The organism is Methylobacterium sp. J-048 (assembly GCF_022829515.1).
Classification (GTDB): Bacteria; Pseudomonadota; Alphaproteobacteria; order Rhizobiales; family Beijerinckiaceae; genus Methylobacterium.
The window spans coordinates 22,832-41,784 of record NZ_JAKSYL010000056.1; the positions used below are offsets into that span (position 1 = coordinate 22,832).

Sequence of the window (18,953 nt, forward strand, 5' to 3'; positions counted from 1 at the left end):
CAACAGTCGTTAATCAGGTGATAATTCAGCATCCGAGCAGCCACCCACCCCTTGAAGAATAAGGATCGATCATGAGCACGCGTTTCGAAGACCTGAAGTTCATGTTCCTGCTCAGCGCCGTCACCCTGCTCGGCAGCGGCCTCGACATCATCCTGCGCTGATCGGCGCTAGGCGGCGGGGCGCCGACCGGATGTTGCTCTGCCCGAGGGCGCGTCCCAGGGCCGAACGGGCAGCGGATTCGCGCGGCTGACCCGCACCGCGGCGATGGGCGGCGACCGGGACATCCACGACCCGCGGTGCGGCTCCGCGCCACCGGCTCGGCGATGTCAGGCCCGAGGCTGAGAGCGACGTCTGTCCGGACCGGAGGAAGTCGCGCAGGCCGGATGCGCGCGCCTGTCGTTCCGCACGGATGGCAAACCCGGCAACCGCAAGGCCGATCAGTCCAGACGTCTCAAACACCGCCGCAACCACGTAACCCGGACCCATCTCACGTCACCGTCTACACTGAACGAACCGCCCCAACCGGCGGCCCGTGACCTCTGGGCAAACGTAGTTACCGAAATATTAACGGCATCGTAAATTGATACATGCCGACGTGCTATCGGCAGTTATTGAACAGTCAAGGAAAAATCCAGGTCTGTCTGATAATTGCGTGCTTGGCCCCTTGTCTGTCTCTGAGGCCCGGGACGTCTCGCTCTATACCGGAATTTCGTCGGTCGTGGTTCGGCAGATAGTAATGGTTGGCGAAAATTATGCCGCCATGTCGTAAATATGAATTGGTATTTAGTGTCATCCGTTCTGTGAAAACGCGGAAATTCCGATATCGACCTGTCCGATTGCCACTACCGAAGCCATCCGGGCACGGCTATGGCCCGGCGCGGCCTGGATTTGCCTTTCCGTACGGCTCCCTAGGCTCGTCGAGATCGAGGGCGATTGCCATGGCCGAACCTGCGGCGCGACGCATGAACGCGGACGAGTTCTTTGCGTGGCAGCTCGGCCAGGACGGGCTCTACGAGCTCGTGGACGGCGTGCCGGTCCCGCACATCAAGATGATGACCGGCGCGAGCACGCAGCACGATCAGGTGACGGTGAACATCATCGCCACGCTGCATCAGCAGCTCCGTGGCAGCGGCTGCCGCCCGACAACCGACGATGTCGCCCTGCGCACCAGCATCGCGACGCTCCGGCGCCCCGATATCACGGTGGAATGCGGCGAGCGGGTCCGCGACATCTACGAACGCCGCGCGCCGCGCGCCGCGGCTCGTGGTCGAGGTGCTCTCGCCCTCGACCAGCAGCGTCGATCAATTCCGCAGGCTCGACGAGTACCGGCGTAACCCGACCCTGCGCGGCATCCTGCTGGTCGAGACGCGCTTCCCGAGCGTCCTGCTCTACCGCCGGGTCGACGAGTCCTGGCCGGCGGAGACCTACGAAGCGCCGACCGACATCATCGACCTGCCCGAGATCGGGGCCCGGCTCGCGCTATCCGACATCTACGAGGCGGTTGCCTTCGAGCCGGGGCGCGAGGTGACTTAATGCGCCCTACCACATGTCCAGGGCGACGCGGGCCTCGTCGGACATACGGCTCTGATCCCACGGCGGATCGAACACCATCGTCACGGCGCAGGATTGCACGCCCGGCACGGCACTGACGGCGTTCTCGACCCAGCCCGGCATTTCGCCGGCCACGGGACAGCCGGGGGCTGTCAGGGTCATGTCGATCGCGACCTTCCGGTCGTCGCCGATATCGACCTTGTAGATCAGGCCGAGCTCGTAGATGTCGGCCGGGATCTCCGGATCATAGACGGATTTCAGCGCCGCGACGATGTCGTCGGTCAGCCGGTCCAGCTCGGCCGGGGGGATCGCCGAGGCGGCCTCGACGGCGGGGGCGTTGGCGCCGCCGGTGATTGTGGCGTCGGTGCTCATGGTTTCATTCTCCCCCGGGCCCGCGCAGACGGACCTGGTTTTCTCGCGGCTCGCGCATTGCCGCGCGATTGACTTCGGGACGCTGCGCCGATCAGGCGAACATCATCTCGGCTTTGCCGAGCGCCTCGGCAAGGGCATCGATCTCGGCGGTGGTCGTATACAGGCCGAACGAGGCCCGGCAGGTCGAGGTGACGCCGAAGCGGGTGAGCAGCGGCATGGCGCAATGGGTCCCGGCGCGCACCGCGACGCCCTGGCGATCGATCACCGTGGCGATGTCGTGCGCGTGGGCGCCTTTCATCTCGAAGCTGACCACGCCGCCCTTGCCCTTGGCCGTGCCGATGATCCGCAGGGCGTTCATGGCGCCGAGCCGCTCGTGAGCGTAGCGGGTCAGCGTCGCCTCGTGCGCCGCGATGTTCTCCCGGCCCAGCCCAAGCATGTATTCGAGCGCCGCCCCGAGCCCAACTGCCTCGATGATCGCCGGGGTGCCGGCCTCGAAGCGGTGCGGCGGGTCGTTGTAGGTCACCGTATCCTGGCTGACGGTGCGGATCATCTCGCCGCCGCCCTGATAGGGGGGCAGGCGCTCCAGCCATTCCTTCTTGCCGTAGAGCACGCCGATGCCCGTCGGCCCGTAGACCTTGTGGCCGGTGAAGACGAAGAAGTCGCAGTCCAACGCCTGCACGTCGATCGGCCGGTGGACCGCACTTTGCGCCCCGTCGAGCAGCACCGGCACGCCGTGGGCGTGGGCGATGCGGATGATCTCTTCCGCCGGCGTCACCGTGCCCAGCACGTTCGACATGTGGGTGATCGCCACCATCTTGGTGCGCGGCGTGAACAGTTTTTCGTAGTCTTCGACCAGGAAGTTTCCGTCCTCGTCGACTGGCGCCCACTTGATCACCGCGCCGCGGCGCTCGCGCAGGAAGTGCCAGGGCACGATGTTGGAGTGATGCTCCATGATCGACAGGATGATCTCATCACCCTCGCCGATCAGTCCGGCCCAGCCCATGCTGGACGCCACGAGGTTGTAGGCCTCGGTGGCGTTGCGGGTGAAAATGATCTCGTCGGTCGACGCGGCGTTGAGGAACTGGCGCGTGGTCTCGCGGGCGCCCTCGAACCCCTCTGTGGCGGCGTTCGCCATGAAGTGCAGGCCGCGATGGACGTTGGCGTAGCCGGTCTCCATGCAGGAGACCATCGCGTCGATGACCTGTCGCGGCTTCTGCGCCGAGGCGGCATTGTCGAGATAGACCAGCGGCTTGCCGTAGACCGTCTGCGACAGGATCGGGAAATCCTTGCGGACGGCCTCGACGTCGAAGCTGGGGGTGAGGACGGGTGCGTTCATCGTCGCGACCTTTTGAGACTTAAGTCCGTCCCAGGGGCCACCTCATCGGAGGCGCCGGAATGAAGCGGAGGCCTCGGCGAAGGCCTCCGAACGAGCGTTGCGATCCCGGAACGGGACTGGCCGCGGGGTCAGGCGCGCGCTGCGAGCCAAGCCTCGATCTCGCCGATCAGCGCCGCGCGGGCGCCCTCGTGCGTGACCGACTCGATGGCCTCGCCGACGAACGCCTGGACCAGCAGGCTCTCGGCCACCGCGCGCGGCAGGCCACGGGCCATCAGGTAGAACAGCAGATCGTCGTCCGGGGCGCCGCAGGTGGCACCATGGCCGCAGGCGACGTCGTCTGCGAAGATCTCCAGCTCCGGCTTGTTCATCATCTGCCCCTCGTCGCTGAGGAGCAGGCAATCCGACTTCATCTTGCCGTCGGTCTGCTGAGCCGCCTGGCGGACGATGATCTTGCCCTGGAACACCCCGGTGGCGTTCCCGTCGATCACCGTCTTGAACATCTCGCGGCCGATGCCACCCACGGCCGCATGGTCCGCCAGCAGAGTCGAATCCGCCAACTGACCATCGCCCAGCATGGCGGCGCCGTTGACCACCGCGTTCACATTCACGCCTGCGACATGCATGAAGATCTGGTGGCGCGACAGGACGGCGCCCGTCACCAGATTGACCGTTTCCAACCGCGATTCATCGTCGAGACGGACGCTGATCGTCGAGAGCGCAATGGCGGCGTTGCCCTCGCGGTTGAGCCGGGCATGGCGGAACACCGCTTGCTTGCCGACCCGCACGTCGAGGGCGTCGTTCGGCTGGTAGGTCAGGCCGTTCGGACCCTCGTGGCTCTCCAGTAGCGTGATCTCTGCGTCGTCGCCGATATCGACCAGGACACGCGTGGCAGTTGAGAAGCTCTCGGATCCGCTTCCGATGAAGCGCAGGTGCAGCGCCCGCTCGATCTTCGTGCCGGGAGCGACCGAGATCAGCGCGCCGTCGGCCAAGAAGGCGGTGTTGAGCTGGTAGACCGGGTTTTCGCGGGCCTGCTCGACCGGCGCCAACAGGCGAAGCCGGGCGTCGCTCTTGCCCATCGCATCGTTGAGCGGCGTCACGGTGAGGCCAGCCGGCAAGCCGTCGAGGTCCGACAGGTTGCGGATAAGATGGCCGTTGACGAAGGTCAGGCGCGCCGCATCGAGACCGGCAAAGCCCTTGGCGGAGGCGACGGCAGTCTGGGCAGCCTCCGCCGAGGGCGCCTCGGCCGGCGGCACGGCCTCCTTCATGGCGGCGCGCAGGTCGGTGTACTTGAACGCCTCGACGCGTCGGCTCGGCAGGCCGGCGGCCTCGAAGAAGCGGAACGCCTCCTCACGGGCGATCGCCTCTTCCGTGCCGAAGCTCTTGCGCGAGGCCTCGAACAAACTCGACAGCCCGGTTTCGGCGCTGGTGCGCAGGTTCTGGATCTCGGCCATGGGCTTACGCAGCCTCGTTGGTGCGGTATTCGGCATAGCCCGACGCTTCGAGCTCGAGCGCCAGCTCCTTGCCGCCGGTCTTCACGATCAGACCCTTCGACATGACGTGCACGGTGTCGGGCACGATATGGTTGAGCAGACGCTGATAGTGGGTGATCACCAGGAATGAACGGCCCTGGGCCCGGAGCGCGTTGACGCCCTCTGAGACGATGCGCAGGGCGTCGATGTCGAGGCCCGAATCGGTCTCGTCGAGCACGCAGAACTTCGGCTCCAGCAGCGCCATCTGGAGGATCTCCATGCGCTTCTTCTCGCCGCCGGAAAAGCCGACGTTGAGCGCGCGCTTGAGCATCTCCTTGTTGATCTCGAGCTTGTCCGCCGCAGCATTCACCTTGCGGATGAAATCGGGCGTCGAGATCTCGCCCTCACCGCGGGCGCGGCGCTGGGCGTTGAGGCAAGCCTTGAGGAACGTCATGGTGCCGACGCCGGGGATCTCCAGCGGGTACTGGAAGGCCAGGAAGACGCCGGCGGCGGCGCGCTCGTCGGCGCCCATCTCCAGCACGTTTTGCCCGTCGAGCAGGATCTCGCCGTCGAGAACCTCGTAATCCTCCTTGCCGGCGATGACGTAGGACAGGGTCGATTTGCCCGATCCGTTCGGCCCCATGATCGCGGCGACCTCGCCGTCGTTCACGGTCAGATTCAGGCCGTTCAGGATGCGGTTGTCCTCGATCTGCACGACGAGGTTCTTGATTTCCAACATGTCAGCGTAGTCCTAGAGTCATTGTATGACGACGGCGGGAAGCCTGCCCGTCAGAGAAATTTCTGCAACGCCGCGATTACGGCGACGGCTGCCGCGATCATGGCGCCGAGCTTTACGATCATGCGAAGTTCGAGTTCACGAAGGGCGCCGTCGGTCTCTTTTTTGGAAGATCCGAATTCGGCTCTGAATGCACCGATCTCAGATTTCACGCTCGATAGTTCAGATCGCAGTTCCGACTTGAAGCCGGCCATCTCGGATCGAAACTCTGATTTGACACCGGCTGTCTCGGATTGAAGCTCCGACTTGATCGCTGCCTCTAGTGTCAGCAAATCCGCCTTTGTCGCCATGTCTGCCAGGATCATGTCCCGAGCAAGCTCGGCATGTGCCTCAGCCTGCTCGCGTCCGACGCCGACCTGTTCAAGCCGCTGCGTGAACTTGAGGGTGTCAAACGCGTAGGTCATGGCGGTCTGCTACCCCACGGAGCCTTCGAGGCTGATCGAGATCAGCTTCTGGGCCTCGACGGCGAACTCCATCGGCAGCTGCTGCAGCACGTCGCGGACGAAGCCGTTGACGATGAGCGCGGTTGCCTCCTCCTCGGAGAGGCCGCGCTGCAGGCAGTAGAACTTCTGATCTTCGGAGATCTTCGAGGTGGTCGCCTCGTGCTCGAACACCGCGGACGCGTTCTTCGACTCGATGTAGGGCACGGTGTGCGCCCCGCACTGGTCGCCGATCAGCAGCGAGTCGCAGTTGGTGAAGTTACGCGCGTTCTTGGCCTTCTTGTGGGCCGAGACGAGGCCCCGATAGGTGTTCTGCGAACGCCCGGCCGAGATGCCCTTAGAGATGATCCGGCTGGTGGTGTTCTTGCCGAGGTGGATCATCTTGGTGCCGGAATCGACCTGCTGCATGCCGTTCGACACCGCGATCGAGTAGAACTCACCGCGGGATTCATCGCCGCGCAGGATGCAGGACGGGTATTTCCAGGTGATTGCCGAACCGGTCTCGACCTGGGTCCAGGAGATCTTCGAGCGGTCGCCGCGGCAGTCGCCACGCTTGGTCACGAAGTTGTAGATACCGCCCTTGCCTTCGTTGTCGCCGGGGTACCAGTTCTGGACCGTCGAGTACTTGATCTCGGCGTCGTCCAGGGCCACCAGCTCGACCACCGCGGCGTGGAGCTGGTTGTCGTCGCGCTTCGGGGCGGTGCAACCCTCGAGATACGACACGTACGAGCCCTTGTCGGCGATGATCAACGTGCGCTCGAACTGACCGGTGTCGCGCTCGTTGATGCGGAAATAGGTCGACAGCTCCATCGGGCAGCGCACGCCCGGCGGGATGTAGACGAACGAGCCATCGGAAAAGACCGCCGAATTCAGCGTCGCGAAGAAGTTGTCGGTCGAGGGTACCACCGTGCCCAGGTACTTCTGCACCAGCTCCGGATATTCCTGCACCGCCTCGGAGATCGGCATGAAGATCACGCCGGCCTTCGAGAGCTCCTTCTTGAAGGTCGTGGCTACCGAGACCGAGTCGAACACGGCGTCGACCGCGACGCGGCGCTCAGGCGCGATGCCTTCCAGCACCTCGACCTCGCGCAGCGGGATACCGAGTTTCTCGTAGGTCTTCAGGATCTCGGGATCGATCTCATCGAGCGACATCGCCGCTGGGCGCTTGGGCGCGGCGTAATAGTAGATGTCGCTATAATCGACCTTGTCGTACGAGACGCGCGCCCACTCCGGCTCCTTCATGGTCAGCCAGCGGCGATAGGCGTCGAGGCGCCATTCCAGCAGCCACGCCGGCTCGTTCTTCTTGGCTGAGATGAAGCGCACGACATCCTCGGAGATGCCCTTGGCGGACTTCTCCATCTCGATGGTGGTCTCGAACCCGTACTTGTACTGGTCGAGGTCGATCGAGCGGACCCGGTCGATGGTTTCCTGCACGGCAGGCATCAGCGTCTCCTGGCAAGCCCGGTTTCAAGGACCGGGAAGCGTCTTTCGGAAAGCGTGGGTCGCGGCATTCAGGCCGCTTTCCCTCGCCGCTTATATAGGGGCTGCAAGACCCGTTCGCAGGCGTCGAGAAAGCATGACGCATCCTCGTCCACCGTGTTCCAGCCGAGGCTGACGCGCAGCGCCCCCCCGGCAAGCTCAGGATCGACGCCCATCGCCGCCAGCGTCGCCGAGCGCGCGACCTTGCCCGACGAGCAGGCCGAGCCCGACGACACCGCTACGCCGGCGAGGTCGAGGGCGATCAGGGCCGCGGGGGCGTCGAGCCCCGGGACCGCGAAGCTCAGCGTGTTGGGTAGGCGCGGGGCACCAGCCGCGAACACCACGGCCTCGGGGGCGCGGACGCGCAGGCCGGCTTCGATCCGGTCCCGCAGGCCCGCGAGGCGAATGCCCTCCGCTTCGAGAGCGTCCGCCGCGATCCGCGCCGCCTCGCCCATGCCGACGATCGCCGGCAGGCACTCGGTTCCGCAGCGCTGGCGCCGCTCCTGCCCGCCGCCGCGCAGGAAGGCGGCGTCGAGGGCGACGTCGTCGGCCAGGATCATCGCGCCGACGCCCTTCGGGGCCGCGAACTTGTGGCCCGAGAGCGTGAGCGCGTCGATCCCGAGGGTCGCCATGTCGAGGGCGATCTTGCCCACCGCCTGCACGGCATCGCTGTGCACAAGGGCCCGGCCATGGGCGCGGGCCAGGGCGGCGATGTCGGACAGAGGCTGGATCGCCCCGGTCTCGTTGTTGGCGGCATGGACCGAGATCAGCACGCTCTCGTCCGAAAGCATGCTTAGACGGTGTTCGAGGACGCCGAGATCGATCACGCCGTCCGGGGTGACCGGCAGATGCTCGACCGCGCCATCGGGGAACCGATGGCCCGCGGCGACGCAAGGGTGTTCGGTCGCCGAATGGAGCAGGTGCGTCGGCCGCGCCTGGCCGCGCCGGCCCAGCGCCCCGGACAGGACCGCATTCGCGGCCTCCGTCCCGCCGCTGGTGAACACGACCTGCCCCGGGCGGGCGCCCACCAGGGCGGCGACCTGGCCGCGGGCGGCTTCGAGGGCGGCGCGGGCGGCACGGCCCTCCTGGTGGATCGAGGACGGGTTTCCGGGCAGCATCAGCGCGCGTGCCACCGCTTCCGCCACGGCGGGGCGGACGGGGGCGGTCGCGTTGTAATCGAGATAGGCGCGGGCCCGGCTCATGCTGATTCCGTGTCGTCCCCTGCTGCGGCGCGTGACAATTCCTTGCCCGCGCACCGGCTCGCCGTGCTAAGGCGCGCCGACAAATGAAATGTCGCCAACCGCAAGGCTGGTCCGGAAAGCTAGCCTGTCGCGGCTGCTCACCTACATTAGAACAGTTCTAATCGCCTAGAACTGTTCTAAGAGTGTTTGTATGGTGTGCGTGCGGCGAGTCAAGGCTGCCTCTTCATGGTCCGAGATCGCGCGGCCGGCGACCGCTGTAACGAGAGTCGAACGATGCCTGAAGTCATCTTCACCGGCCCGGCCGGACGTCTGGAAGGCCGCTACCAGGCCCCCAAGAAACGCGGCGCGCCGATCGCCATCGTGCTGCACCCGCACCCCCAGTTCGGGGGCACGATGAACAATCAAATTGTGTACAATCTTTTTTACACCTTTGCCAATCGCGGCTTCGCAGCCCTGCGTTTCAATTTTCGCGGGGTCGGCCGCAGCCAGGGCGCGTTCGACCACGGCTCGGGCGAGCTGTCGGATGCGGCCGCGGCGCTGGACTGGGTGCAGTCGGTCAACCCGGAGGCGAAGTCGTGCTGGATCGCCGGCGTGTCCTTCGGCGCGTGGATCGGCATGCAGCTGCTGATGCGGCGTCCCGAGATCGAGGGCTTCATCTCGATCGCCGCCATGGCCAACCGCTTCGACTTCACCTTCCTGGCGCCTTGCCCCTCCTCCGGCCTGTTCGTGCACGGCTCCGAGGACCGGGTCGCGCCGGCCCGGGATGTCATGCCGGTGATCGAGAAGGTGAAGGTGCAGAAGGGCGTCATCATCGAGCACCAGATGGTCGAGGGAGCCAACCACTTCTTCGACGGCAAGGTCGACGAGCTGACCCAGACGGTCGACACCTACCTCGACAAGCGCCTCGGCAAGCGCGAGGAAGCAGCCTGAGGTCGCAGGTCCCGCGCCTTGACGGGGGCAGGCCCGGGGCATACGGCGCGGGCTTCGCACATCGCGTCCAAACCTTTGCAGGTCTGATGACAGAGAGCCCGTCCGGCCAACCCGTGGTGCTGCTGGTGGAAGATGACGGCCTCCTGCTCATGGAGGCGTCCGACACCCTGGCGGAGGCCGGCTTCACCGTGCTGGAGGCCAGCCACGCCGACAAGGCGCTGAAGGTCCTGGAAAACCGCGACGATGTCGGCGTCCTGATGACGGATGTCGACATGCCGCAGGGCTCGATGGACGGGTTCGCCCTCGCCCGCCTGGTGGCGCATCGCTGGCCGGCAATTCCCGTGCTTGTGGTCTCCGGCATGGGCACGCCGGGCCCCTACGACATGCCGGACGGCGCCCGGTTCATCCCGAAGCCCTACGAGCCGACGACCTTGGTCCGAACCCTGCAGGCTTTCATCCATCGCGCGGCGTGAAGCCTCCTCCGGCTCGGACGCGTCGACGATCCGGGCGCCGAACAGCCGATCGAGAGCCATGACGGATTTGAGCCGCAAGCACCGTTTCGCGACCCGGGCGATCCATGCCGGCGCAGCGCCGGACCCCGCCACCGGAGCGCGGGTCCAGCCGATCTACTTCACCAACGGCTTCGTGTTCGATTCCACCGAGCAGGCGGCCGACATCTTCGCGGGCCGCCGGTCCGGCTTCTCGTACTCGCGGGGCTCGAACCCGACGGTGGCCGCCCTGGAGCGGCGGGTGGCCGATCTCGAAGGTGCCAAGGCCGGCGTCGCGGTGTCCTCCGGGCAGTCGGCGATGCTGCTCGTGCTGATGACGCTGATGAAGAGCGGCGACGCCTACGTGGCCTCGCCGCGGCTGTTCGGCGGGTCGCTGGGCCTCATGCGTCGCCTCGACGGCCGCTACGACCTGAAGCCGCGCTTTGCCGCCGGCATGCGGCCGGAGGATTTCGAGGCCGCGATCACGCCGGAGTGCCGGGCCATCTTCTGCGAATCGATCGTGAATCCCTGCGCCTCGGTGGTGGACCTCGACGGGATCGCCGCGGTGGCCCGTCGCCATGGCCTGCCCCTCGTCGTCGACAACACCCTGGCCTCGCCGGCCCTGATCCGGCCGATCGAGCACGGTGCCGACATCGTTTGGCACTCCACATCGAAGTTTCTGAGCGGCTCGGGCCAGACCATCGGCGGCATGATCTGCGATGCCGGCACCTTCGATTGGACGAAGGCCGGCGGCTACAACCTGATCACCGAACCCTGGCCGGACTACGACGGCCTCGTCCTGACCAAGAGCTTCCCGGAGACGCCGTTCGCGGCGGCCTGCCGGTTCTTCGGCCTGCGCGACCTCGGCCCGGGCCTGTCGCCGATGAACGCCTTCCTGACCCTGATGGGGATCGAAACGCTGCCGCTGCGCATGGAGCGGCACTGCGTTAACGCGCGAGCCGTCGCGGCTTTCCTAAAGGATCATCCGGCGGTGGCCTGGGTGAGCTATCCCGGCCTGCCGGGCCAGACCGGGGAAGAGCTCGCCCGGCGCTACACACCGCAGGGTCCGGGCTCGATCTTCACCTTCGCGCTGAAGGGCGGCGAGCCGGCGGCCCTGGCGTTCATCGCCGGGCTCGAGCTGATCTCGCATCTGGTCAATATCGGCGAGATCAAGTCGCTGGCGATCCACCCGTCCTCGACCACGCACCGGCAATTGCCGGAGGGCGAGAAGGCCGCTGCGCAGGTCGGCCCCGAGACCGTACGCCTGTCGATCGGCCTGGAGAACGAGGCCGACCTGATCGCCGATCTCAAGCAGGCGCTCGACAAGCTCGGCTGAGTGGGCGGTGTCTGGCGGCAGATGCACACCCTAAGGTCAATCCCAATCCCCTCATCCTGAGGTACGAGCGCAGCTAGCCTCGAAGGAGCCCGCCAGGGATCGCGCTGCCGGCTGGAGGGCTCCTTCGAGGCCTTCGCTTCGCTCCGTCGCCTCAGGATGAGGGGATTGGGTTGGAGGGGCGCCGCCGATCAGGATCGGGCGAGCCCCTTGTCGTGTGCCGCCGCGACCGCGGAGCGACGGCACACCGAATGCTAGCTCAGCGTCGCCGCTCCAGGATCGACACGTAGTTGGCCACCGCCGCGCCGCCCATGTTGAAGATTCCGGCCAGGTTCGCGCCGGGGACCTGCATGTCGCCGGCCTCGCCCATGAGCTGCAGGCAGGCCATCACGTGCATCGAGACGCCGGTGGCGCCGACCGGGTGGCCCTTGGACTTCAGCCCGCCGGACGGGTTGATCGGCAGCCGGCCGCCCTTCTCGGTCAGGCCCTCGCGGACGACGCGAAAACCCTGGCCGGGCTCGGCGAGCCCCATCGCCTCGTACTCGATGAGTTCGGCGATGGTGAAGCAGTCGTGGGTCTCGACGAACGACAGGTCGTCGTTGCCGATCCCGGCCTGCGCGCGGGCCTTGTCCCAGGCGAGCCGGGCGCCCTTGAATTCGGTCGGGTCCCGGCGCGACAGGGGCAGGATGTCGTTGACATGCGCCCGGGCGCGGAAGCCGATCGCGCGCGCCAGACCCTCTGCCGTCTCGGCATCCGCCACCACCAGGGCGGCGGCGCCGTCCGAAATCAGCGAGCAGTCGGTGCGCCGGAGCGGCGCCGCGACGTAGGGGTTTTTTTCTGAAACTTTGTTGCAGAACTCGAAACCGAGATCTTTTCGGAGCTGCGCGTAGGGATTCGCGACGCCGTTGCGGTGGTTCTTGGCGGCGATCCGGGCCAGCTCCTCACTGCGGTCACCGTAGCGCTGGAAGTAGCCCGCCGCGATCCGCCCGAACACGCCCGCAAAGCCGCCCTCGATGTCGGCCTCCTCCTTCCGGTAGGAGGCGCCGAGCAGGATGTCGCCGGTCTCGGCCACGGATTTCGCCGTCATCTTCTCGGCGCCGACCACCAGGGCGATCCGGCCGCGGCCGCTATCAACGAAATCGAGGGCCGCGTAGAGCGCCGCCGAGCCGGTGGCGCAAGCATTCTCAAGATGCGTCGCCGGCGCGTGGGCGAGCCCCGGCCGATGCAACGCGACCTGCGACCCCTCAAAACCCTGCTTCGAGAAGCCGGTGTTCATGACGCCGACATAGATGCCGTCGACCTGGGACTCCTCGACGCCGGCATGCGTCAGCGCCTCGCCGGACACCCGCGCGATCAGGCCCTCGACGTCCGGTTCCTCGAGCTTGCCGAACGGTGTGTGGGCCCAGCCCACGATGCAGGCGCGCGTCATTTTTTCGACTCCTCCCGATTCTTCGTCGAACGATGAGCCCGGCGTGCCCGAGGATCAAGCCGTGAGCTTCAGCCCGTCTCGCCGTCTCCGATCAGGAAGTCGAAGTCGCAGCCTTCCGGCGCTTGGGTAACGGTGCGCCGATAAAGCGCCTTGTAGCCGCGCTTGGGTGCCGGCGGCGGTCGATGGTCCACGAGGCGCCGGGCGATCTCGGCGTCGTCCACCAGCAGGTCGATCCGCTTGTCCCGGATCGACAGCCGGATCCGGTCGCCGTCGCGCACGGCAGCCAGCGGCCCGCCGATCGCGGCCTCCGGGGCGATGTGCAGCACGATCGACCCGAAGGCCGTGCCGGACATCCGTGCGTCGGAGATGCGCACCATGTCCTTGATCCCCGCCCGCGCGAGTTTTTTCGGGATCGGCAGGTAGCCCGCCTCGGGCATGCCGGCTGCGTGCGGCCCGGCATTCTGCAGCACCAGCACGTCGCCCGGCGCCACGTCGAGGTCCGGGTCGTCGATCCGGCGGCTCAGGTCTTCAAGGCCGGTGAACACCACCGCCCGCCCCTCGGATTCGAACAGCTCCGGCGTCGCGGCGGCGCGCTTGAAGATCGCCCCGTCGGGAGCGAGGTTTCCGGTCAGCGCGACCAGGCCGCCCACCGGGGAGACCGGGTTGTCGAACGCCCGGATCACCGCGCGGTCGACCCAGCCGGGCGGCTCGTCGAGGCGCTCGGCGAGGGTACGGCCCTCGACATCGACGGTGTCGAGATGCAGCAGCGGGCGCAGCTCGCGCAGCAGCGCGCCTATGCCGCCGGCCGCATGGAAATCCTCCATGTAGCCGTCACCCACCGGCTTCAGGTCGACCAGCACCGGCGTCTCGTCCGAGATGGCGTTAAAGCGTCCGGCGGGGATGCGGATGCCGAGGCGCCCGGCGATGGCCGTGAGGTGCACGATCGCGTTGGTCGAGCCGGACACCGCCATCAGGACCCGGATCGCGTTCTCGACCGATTTTTCCGTGATGACCTGCGCGGGCGTGACTTGGGTCTGGATCAGCCGCACGGCCGCGCGGCCGGTCTCCTCGGCGGCGACCAGCCGGTCCGAATGCACCGCCGGGATCGCGGCGGTCCCGGGCAGCGACATGCCGAGCGCCTCGGCGATGCACGCCATGGTCGAGGCCGTGCCCATCACCGCGCAGGTTCCGGCCGTGACCGAAAGCCTTCCCTCGACCTCGGCGATCTCTTCCGAATCCACCGTGCCGGCGCGGTATTTGGCCCAAAAACCCCGGCAATCCGTGCAGGCGCCCAGCCGCTGGCCCCGATGACGGCCGGTGGACATCGGGCCGGTCACCACCTGGATCGCCGGCAAGCCTGCGGAAGCCGCGCCCATGAGCTGGGCCGGCACGGTCTTGTCGCAGCCGCCGATCAGCACCACCGCGTCCATCGGCTGGGCCTGGATCATCTCCTCCGTGTCCATGGCCATGAGATTGCGGTACATCATGCTGGTCGGATTGAGGAAAACCTCACCGAGCGACACGGTCGGGAACGGCATCGGCAGGGCCCCAGCCGCCAGCACCCCGCGCGAGACCGCCTCCACCAGTTCCGGCATGCCGCGATGGCAGTTGTTGAAGCCGGACGGCGTCATGGCGATGCCGACCACCGGCTTGTCGAGGAGCGTGCGCGAGATGCCCATCGACCGGGCGAAGGACCGGCGCAGGTAGCGGGCGAAGTCCCGGTCGCCGTAATTGGTCAGCCCCCGGTCGAGGCCGTGCGGTTCTGCGGTGCCGGTGTCTTCGCTCATCGCTTCGATCCCTGAGACGGGTTTTGTGCTCAGCGCAGGTGGAACGCGATCCAGGCGACCGCGAGAAACACCGCGCCGGTGATCAACCATTGCGCGAAGACGCGATAGCGGATTCTCACGCCGCGAAAAGCTCCGGATGGCGGGCGCGGAGCGCCAGGACCAGCGTCAAGGTCTTCAGATCGGTGAGTTCGGCCCGGTCCGCCAGGCGAGCGAGCTCGGCGAGCGGCATCTCCACGATCCGAATGTTCTCGTGCTCACCCTCGGCGCCCCCACCCTGCTCGGCGCGGTCGGCCCTGCCATAGGGGGCGAGGTAGAGGTGCAGTTTTTCCGTGGTCAGGCTGGCGCAGGAATAGGTCGCGCCGACGAACTCCAGGTCGTGCAAGCGCAGGCCCACCTCCTCCAGCACCTCCCGGCGCCCGTTCTCCTCCGGGCTGCCGTCCTCGATCAGGCCGGCCGGCGCTTCGAGTTGGACCTGCTCGCCGGACGCGAACAGGGGCGGCACCCGTAACTCGCGCACCAGCGTGGCGACTCTTCGCTCGGGATCATACGGCAGGACGCCCACCGAGTTGCCGTGATCCTCGATCTCGCGCTCGACGACGGCGCCGTCGGCGAGACGAACCGTCGCGATCCCGAACCGGCTCCAGCCCTCATGAATGAACCGGACGTCCAGAATCTCGGCTTTCATGGCTATCCCCGTCTGCTGGGCTGGTGCTCGGCACAGGTGGCTCTACACGAGGATGGAGCGTCGAGTTCCGAGGATGATGGAACGCGAGGCTCTGAAACTGCGGTGGCCTTTCAGCGATCCGTCGCTCAGGCTGCCTGAAATAGGCGCATCTCCGGTTCGGTCGGCATCTTGCGTGAGAGCTGTGACCGACCGCGGAAGAGAATGGTGCCGGAGGAGGGATTTGAACCCCCGACCTTCGCTTTACGAAAGCGCTGCTCTACCACTGAGCTACACCGGCAACCGGCAAGACCGGTGACCCGGCCTCGACCTCCTGCCCCGGGTGTCGCGCGGACGCTCCGAGCCAGGTTTCCGCGCGGGTCTGAACCGTCCCGGACGTGGCAGGCTCATAGCGGTCCGGCCGGCGCAAGGCAAGGCCGATGGTGCGGTCAGGGGCGCGGGTCTGCAGCGAGTTCGTCCTGCAGGAAGGCCCGCACCTCCGCCCGGTCGATCCCGGGGGCGATGAAGCTCTGGCCGATCCCGCGGGCGAGGATGAAGGTCAGGGCGCCGTCGCGCACCTTCTTGTCCTGCGCCATGGCGTCGAGGAGAGCGTCGGCATCGCCGCAGCCCCCCGGCACCGCCTGGAGGCGGGTCGGCAGCCCGGCAAGTGCCAGATGGTTGGCGACGCGGCCGGCATCCTGGCCGGCGCAGAGACCGAGCCGGGCCGAGAACCGGAACGCCAGAGCCGTGCCGATCGCGACCCCCTCCCCGTGCACCAGCCGGCCTGAGTCGTAGCCGGTCAGTCGCTCGAGGGCGTGCCCGAAGGTATGGCCGAGGTTGAGCAGCGCGCGCTCGCCGTCCTCCCGCTCGTCGCGGGTGACGACAGCGGCCTTGGCGCGGCAGCAGGCGGCGACCGCCTGCTCACGCTCCGGGCCGCCGGAGAAGATGCCGCGCCAGTTCGCCTCGCACCAGTCGAAGAAGCCGGCATCGGCGATCAGGCCGTATTTGGCGACTTCGGCGTAGCCCGCGCGCATCTCGCGCTCGGACAGGGTGTCGAGCGCCGCCGTGTCGGCCAGCACGAGACGCGGCTGATGGAACGCGCCGATCAGGTTCTTGCCGAGCGGCGCGTTGATCCCGGTCTTGCCGCCCACCGAGGAATCGACCTGGGCGAGCAGGCTGGTCGGGACCTGCACGAAGCGCACGCCCCGCCGCAGGGTCGCGGCCGCGAAGCCCGCGAGGTCCCCGACCACGCCGCCGCCCAAGGCCACCACGAGATCGCCGCGCTCGACCTTCAGCGCCAGCAGGCCGTCGCAGACCTGGGCGTAGCCGGCATAGGATTTCGAGGCCTCGCCGGGCGCCACCGTCACCAAGCCGGCATTGAGTCCGGCGTGCTCCAGGCTGTTCCGCAGGCGATCGGCATACAGCGCCCCGACGTTCTCGTCGGTGACGATCGCCGCCCGCCTGGCCCCGAGACCGGCCATGTGCGCGCCGGCGGTCTCGATCAGGCCGCGGCCGATCAGGATGTCGTAGGCGCGGCCGGTATCGAGCGGCACATGGACGGTCAGGGGAACCGGATGGGTCGAGGGCTCGGTCACGGACAGGCTCACTGCAAGGTCACTGGGCGGCGATGGGGCTCGGCGCCGCGGCGTTCAGGTGGGCGTCCAGCGCCTCCAGCACGTCCTGGACGACGCGGTCGTGCGACACCTCGCGAGAGATCACCACCACGTCGGCCGCCTCGTAGACCGGGTGGCGGATCGCCATCAGGTCGCGCATCGTCGCCTCGGGGTCGTCGGTCTGGAGAAGGGGCCGGTTGCCGCGCTTGCGCAGCCGCCGCATCAGCACGTCGAGATCGGCCTTGAGCCAGACCGAGATGGCGGATTCCGCGATCCGTGTCCGGGTCGCCTCGCGCAGATAGGCGCCGCCGCCGGTCGCCAGCACCAGGGGGCCGGCGCGCAGCAGGCGCGAGATCACCCGCTCCTCGCCGTCCCGAAAGCTCGGCTCGCCGTAGATCGCGAAGATGTCGGGGATGGTCAGGCCGGCCGCCGCCTCGATCTCGCTGTCGGCGTCCTTGAAGATCAGCCCGAGCCGGCTGGCGAGGCGCCGGCCGACCGTGCTCTTGCCCGCCCCCATCAAGCCGACGAGCACGATCGAGCGCAGGCCCAGCGCCCGGCGCAGGCGCGCCTCGATCGGTTCACCGACTTCCTCCTCGTTCATGGACGGCAGCATTGCATGGTCGTGGCGTCTCCGGCTCCCTATCGGCCGCTCCGCATGCGCCTCGCGGGGGGCTTCCAATCCTGCGTCAGGCTCTTAGCGCGATTCAAGCGGCCTGCGAAACGCATCGCTGTGTCCTCGCGGGCCTTGTCAGCGCCGCGATCGCGTGATGGAAACCGATCTCTCGCGACATCTTGGGGGTGGCTTCCGCGCGCTCCCCTCCCCGCCGACTGCGCTCGTCTGCCCGAGGTTCGACCGACGTGCCGACCCTGTTCCGTTTCTTCGCCACCCTCGCGATCCTGGCCGGTCTCGTCTTCGCGGCGATGTTCGCCCTGGCGAATTTCGTGGTGCCGACCCCCCGGGAGATGATCGTGACCATCCCGGCCTCGAAGCTTCAACCGGGCAACCGTTGAGCGCGGCGGCGGCAGACGGCCCGGTCACGCTCCAGTCTCCGGAGGTTGCCGCCTATCTCGACATGCTGGCCGCCGAGCGTGGAGCGGGCGCCAACACGCTGGCCGCGTACCGGCGCGATCTCGACGATTATCTCGCCTATCTCGGCCGCAAAAACATCCCGCTCGAGGAGGCCGATACACACAGCCTCCGGGCCTTCATGGTCGACCTCGTGACGCGGGGGCTGATGGCCTCGTCGGCCGCCCGGCGCCTGTCCTGCGTGCGCGGTTTCCACAAGTTTCTCTATGCCGAAGGCTACGCCGAGGCCGATCCGAGCGTCGCGGTGTCGGGCCCGCGCCGGGGCCGGACCCTGCCGAAGGTGCTGTCGATCGCCGAGGTGGACGGGCTGCTGGCCACGGCGCATGCGGCGGCGGCTGACAAGGAACCTGGGCCGGCGCGGCGCGCCCGCCGGATGGTCTGCCTGCTGGAGCTTCTCTACGCGACGGGCTTACGCGTCTCGGAACTCGTCGCCCTGCCGCGCGCCGCCGGCACCACCCGCGAGCGCTATCTATTCATCAAGGGCAAGGGCGGCCGCGAACGGCTCGTCCCGCTGACCGAGGCGTCCCGGGCCGCGATGACCGGCCACCTCGCGGCGGTGCCGGAGGAATCCCCGTGGCTGTTCCCGACCGACAGCGACAGCGGCCATCTCACCCGGCAGGCTTTCGCCCGCGACCTGAAGGCCGTGGCGGTCGCCGCCGGGTTGCGTCCCGACCGCGTTAGCCCGCATGTACTGCGCCACGCCTTCGCCAGCCACCTGCTGCAGAACGGTGCCGATCTGCGCATCGTCCAGGAGTTGCTCGGCCACGCCGACATCTCGACCACGCAGATCTACACGCACGTCCTCGATGAGCGCCTGAAGGCGATGGTACGAGACCTGCACCCGCTCATGGATGGCTGAACGCCGCGGAGGATGTCTGGCACCTCTACCGTTGATGAGAATTGTACAGGTTTCACGAACTGACTAAGAGTGACCTGTGGGCATACCGGTACGATAGCCCGCCTTTACCAGAGAGAGTTCA

General features: G+C 67.4%; 17 protein-coding genes, 1 tRNA gene and 1 pseudogene. 6 read left to right on the plus strand and 13 right to left on the minus strand.

Annotated features, from left to right (window positions below; all coding sequences use genetic code 11):
* Positions 1–962 precede the first annotated feature (962 nt).
* Positions 963–1,533, plus strand: a pseudogene (locus MKL09_RS02615) (Uma2 family endonuclease).
* Between the two features lie 6 nt (positions 1,534–1,539).
* On the opposite strand, the gene MKL09_RS02620 reads toward MKL09_RS02615, so the two are convergent.
* From MKL09_RS02620 to MKL09_RS02650, 7 genes are all read right to left on the minus strand, one after another.
* Positions 1,540–1,923, minus strand: coding sequence for an SUF system Fe-S cluster assembly protein (locus MKL09_RS02620; protein ID WP_007566736.1), 384 nt, complete (start codon positions 1,921–1,923; stop codon positions 1,540–1,542).
* Positions 1,924–2,014: 91 nt separating this feature from the next.
* Entirely contained in the window at positions 2,015–3,259 is a 1,245-nt protein-coding gene (locus MKL09_RS02625; RefSeq protein ID WP_244017682.1) for a cysteine desulfurase, read from the minus strand.
* A 128-nt stretch (positions 3,260–3,387) separates the two neighbouring features.
* Positions 3,388–4,710 (minus strand): SufB/SufD family protein, encoded by a 1,323-nt coding sequence (locus MKL09_RS02630; protein WP_244017684.1) that lies wholly within the window; start codon positions 4,708–4,710, stop codon positions 3,388–3,390.
* Positions 4,711–4,714: 4 nt separating this feature from the next.
* Positions 4,715–5,467: a Fe-S cluster assembly ATPase SufC gene (gene sufC, locus MKL09_RS02635; protein ID WP_092045957.1), complete on the minus strand. Its 753-nt coding sequence runs from the start codon at positions 5,465–5,467 to the stop codon at positions 4,715–4,717.
* A 50-nt stretch (positions 5,468–5,517) separates the two neighbouring features.
* Positions 5,518–5,928 (minus strand): CCDC90 family protein, encoded by a 411-nt coding sequence (locus MKL09_RS02640; protein ID WP_244017685.1) that lies wholly within the window; start codon positions 5,926–5,928, stop codon positions 5,518–5,520.
* A 9-nt stretch (positions 5,929–5,937) separates the two neighbouring features.
* Positions 5,938–7,407, minus strand: a complete 1,470-nt coding sequence (sufB, locus tag MKL09_RS02645; RefSeq protein ID WP_244017687.1) for a Fe-S cluster assembly protein SufB — start codon at positions 7,405–7,407, stop codon at positions 5,938–5,940.
* 68 nt (positions 7,408–7,475) lie between these two features.
* Positions 7,476–8,645: a cysteine desulfurase family protein gene (locus tag MKL09_RS02650; RefSeq protein WP_244017689.1), complete on the minus strand. Its 1,170-nt coding sequence runs from the start codon at positions 8,643–8,645 to the stop codon at positions 7,476–7,478.
* Between the two features lie 273 nt (positions 8,646–8,918).
* Here MKL09_RS02650 and MKL09_RS02655 point away from each other — a divergent pair, with 273 nt between their 5' ends.
* The 3 genes from MKL09_RS02655 to MKL09_RS02665 all read left to right on the plus strand — a co-directional run bounded on the left by MKL09_RS02655 (position 8,919) and on the right by MKL09_RS02665 (position 11,399).
* Positions 8,919–9,575 (plus strand): alpha/beta hydrolase, encoded by a 657-nt coding sequence (locus MKL09_RS02655; RefSeq protein ID WP_092045953.1) that lies wholly within the window; start codon positions 8,919–8,921, stop codon positions 9,573–9,575.
* A gap of 86 nt (positions 9,576–9,661) precedes the next feature.
* Positions 9,662–10,048: a response regulator gene (locus MKL09_RS02660; protein WP_244017691.1), complete on the plus strand. Its 387-nt coding sequence runs from the start codon at positions 9,662–9,664 to the stop codon at positions 10,046–10,048.
* Positions 10,049–10,106: 58 nt separating this feature from the next.
* The gene (locus MKL09_RS02665) at positions 10,107–11,399 is read left to right on the plus strand and encodes an O-acetylhomoserine aminocarboxypropyltransferase/cysteine synthase family protein (RefSeq protein WP_244017693.1); all 1,293 of its coding nucleotides are present in this window, start codon (positions 10,107–10,109) and stop codon (positions 11,397–11,399) included.
* Positions 11,400–11,655: 256 nt separating this feature from the next.
* Here MKL09_RS02665 and MKL09_RS02670 read toward each other — a convergent pair whose 3' ends face one another.
* From MKL09_RS02670 to MKL09_RS02695, 6 genes are all read right to left on the minus strand, one after another.
* Positions 11,656–12,825, minus strand: a complete 1,170-nt coding sequence (locus MKL09_RS02670; RefSeq protein WP_244017695.1) for an acetyl-CoA acetyltransferase — start codon at positions 12,823–12,825, stop codon at positions 11,656–11,658.
* Positions 12,826–12,893: 68 nt separating this feature from the next.
* Positions 12,894–14,612, minus strand: coding sequence for an IlvD/Edd family dehydratase (locus MKL09_RS02675; protein ID WP_244017697.1), 1,719 nt, complete (start codon positions 14,610–14,612; stop codon positions 12,894–12,896).
* Positions 14,613–14,727: 115 nt separating this feature from the next.
* Positions 14,728–15,297 carry an NUDIX domain-containing protein gene (locus tag MKL09_RS02680; protein ID WP_244017699.1) on the minus strand — a complete coding sequence of 190 codons (570 nt, stop codon included), beginning with the start codon at positions 15,295–15,297 and terminating at the stop codon, positions 14,728–14,730.
* 202 nt (positions 15,298–15,499) lie between these two features.
* Positions 15,500–15,574 (minus strand) — tRNA-Thr (locus MKL09_RS02685).
* Positions 15,575–15,722: 148 nt separating this feature from the next.
* Positions 15,723–16,868 carry a 3-dehydroquinate synthase gene (gene aroB / locus MKL09_RS02690; RefSeq protein ID WP_244017701.1) on the minus strand — a complete coding sequence of 382 codons (1,146 nt, stop codon included), beginning with the start codon at positions 16,866–16,868 and terminating at the stop codon, positions 15,723–15,725.
* 19 nt (positions 16,869–16,887) lie between these two features.
* Positions 16,888–17,499: a shikimate kinase gene (locus MKL09_RS02695; protein ID WP_244017702.1), complete on the minus strand. Its 612-nt coding sequence runs from the start codon at positions 17,497–17,499 to the stop codon at positions 16,888–16,890.
* 245 nt (positions 17,500–17,744) lie between these two features.
* On the opposite strand from MKL09_RS02695, the gene MKL09_RS02700 reads away from it, so the two are divergent.
* Positions 17,745–17,897 carry a hypothetical protein gene (locus MKL09_RS02700; RefSeq protein WP_058190531.1) on the plus strand — a complete coding sequence of 51 codons (153 nt, stop codon included), beginning with the start codon at positions 17,745–17,747 and terminating at the stop codon, positions 17,895–17,897.
* Positions 17,894–18,832 (plus strand): site-specific tyrosine recombinase XerD, encoded by a 939-nt coding sequence (locus tag MKL09_RS02705; RefSeq protein WP_279605647.1) that lies wholly within the window; start codon positions 17,894–17,896, stop codon positions 18,830–18,832. Before MKL09_RS02700 ends, MKL09_RS02705 begins: the two co-directional genes overlap by 4 nt.
* Positions 18,833–18,953 lie beyond the last annotated feature (121 nt).

What these genes read in the sequence shown, in the direction of transcription:
- MKL09_RS02620 (WP_007566736.1), bottom strand. Translation starts at nt 1,923, where the DNA reads ATGAGCACCGACGCCACAATCACCGGCGGCGCCAACGCCCCCGCCGTC.
- MKL09_RS02625 (WP_244017682.1), bottom strand. Translation starts at nt 3,259, where the DNA reads ATGAACGCACCCGTCCTCACCCCCAGCTTCGACGTCGAGGCCGTCCGC.
- MKL09_RS02630 (WP_244017684.1), bottom strand. Translation starts at nt 4,710, where the DNA reads ATGGCCGAGATCCAGAACCTGCGCACCAGCGCCGAAACCGGGCTGTCG.
- sufC (WP_092045957.1), bottom strand. Translation starts at nt 5,467, where the DNA reads ATGTTGGAAATCAAGAACCTCGTCGTGCAGATCGAGGACAACCGCATC.
- MKL09_RS02640 (WP_244017685.1), bottom strand. Translation starts at nt 5,928, where the DNA reads ATGACCTACGCGTTTGACACCCTCAAGTTCACGCAGCGGCTTGAACAG.
- sufB (WP_244017687.1), bottom strand. Translation starts at nt 7,407, where the DNA reads ATGCCTGCCGTGCAGGAAACCATCGACCGGGTCCGCTCGATCGACCTC.
- MKL09_RS02650 (WP_244017689.1), bottom strand. Translation starts at nt 8,645, where the DNA reads ATGAGCCGGGCCCGCGCCTATCTCGATTACAACGCGACCGCCCCCGTC.
- MKL09_RS02655 (WP_092045953.1), top strand. Translation starts at nt 8,919, where the DNA reads ATGCCTGAAGTCATCTTCACCGGCCCGGCCGGACGTCTGGAAGGCCGC.
- MKL09_RS02660 (WP_244017691.1), top strand. Translation starts at nt 9,662, where the DNA reads ATGACAGAGAGCCCGTCCGGCCAACCCGTGGTGCTGCTGGTGGAAGAT.
- MKL09_RS02665 (WP_244017693.1), top strand. Translation starts at nt 10,107, where the DNA reads ATGACGGATTTGAGCCGCAAGCACCGTTTCGCGACCCGGGCGATCCAT.
- MKL09_RS02670 (WP_244017695.1), bottom strand. Translation starts at nt 12,825, where the DNA reads ATGACGCGCGCCTGCATCGTGGGCTGGGCCCACACACCGTTCGGCAAG.
- MKL09_RS02675 (WP_244017697.1), bottom strand. Translation starts at nt 14,612, where the DNA reads ATGAGCGAAGACACCGGCACCGCAGAACCGCACGGCCTCGACCGGGGG.
- MKL09_RS02680 (WP_244017699.1), bottom strand. Translation starts at nt 15,297, where the DNA reads ATGAAAGCCGAGATTCTGGACGTCCGGTTCATTCATGAGGGCTGGAGC.
- MKL09_RS02695 (WP_244017702.1), bottom strand. Translation starts at nt 17,499, where the DNA reads ATGCTGCCGTCCATGAACGAGGAGGAAGTCGGTGAACCGATCGAGGCG.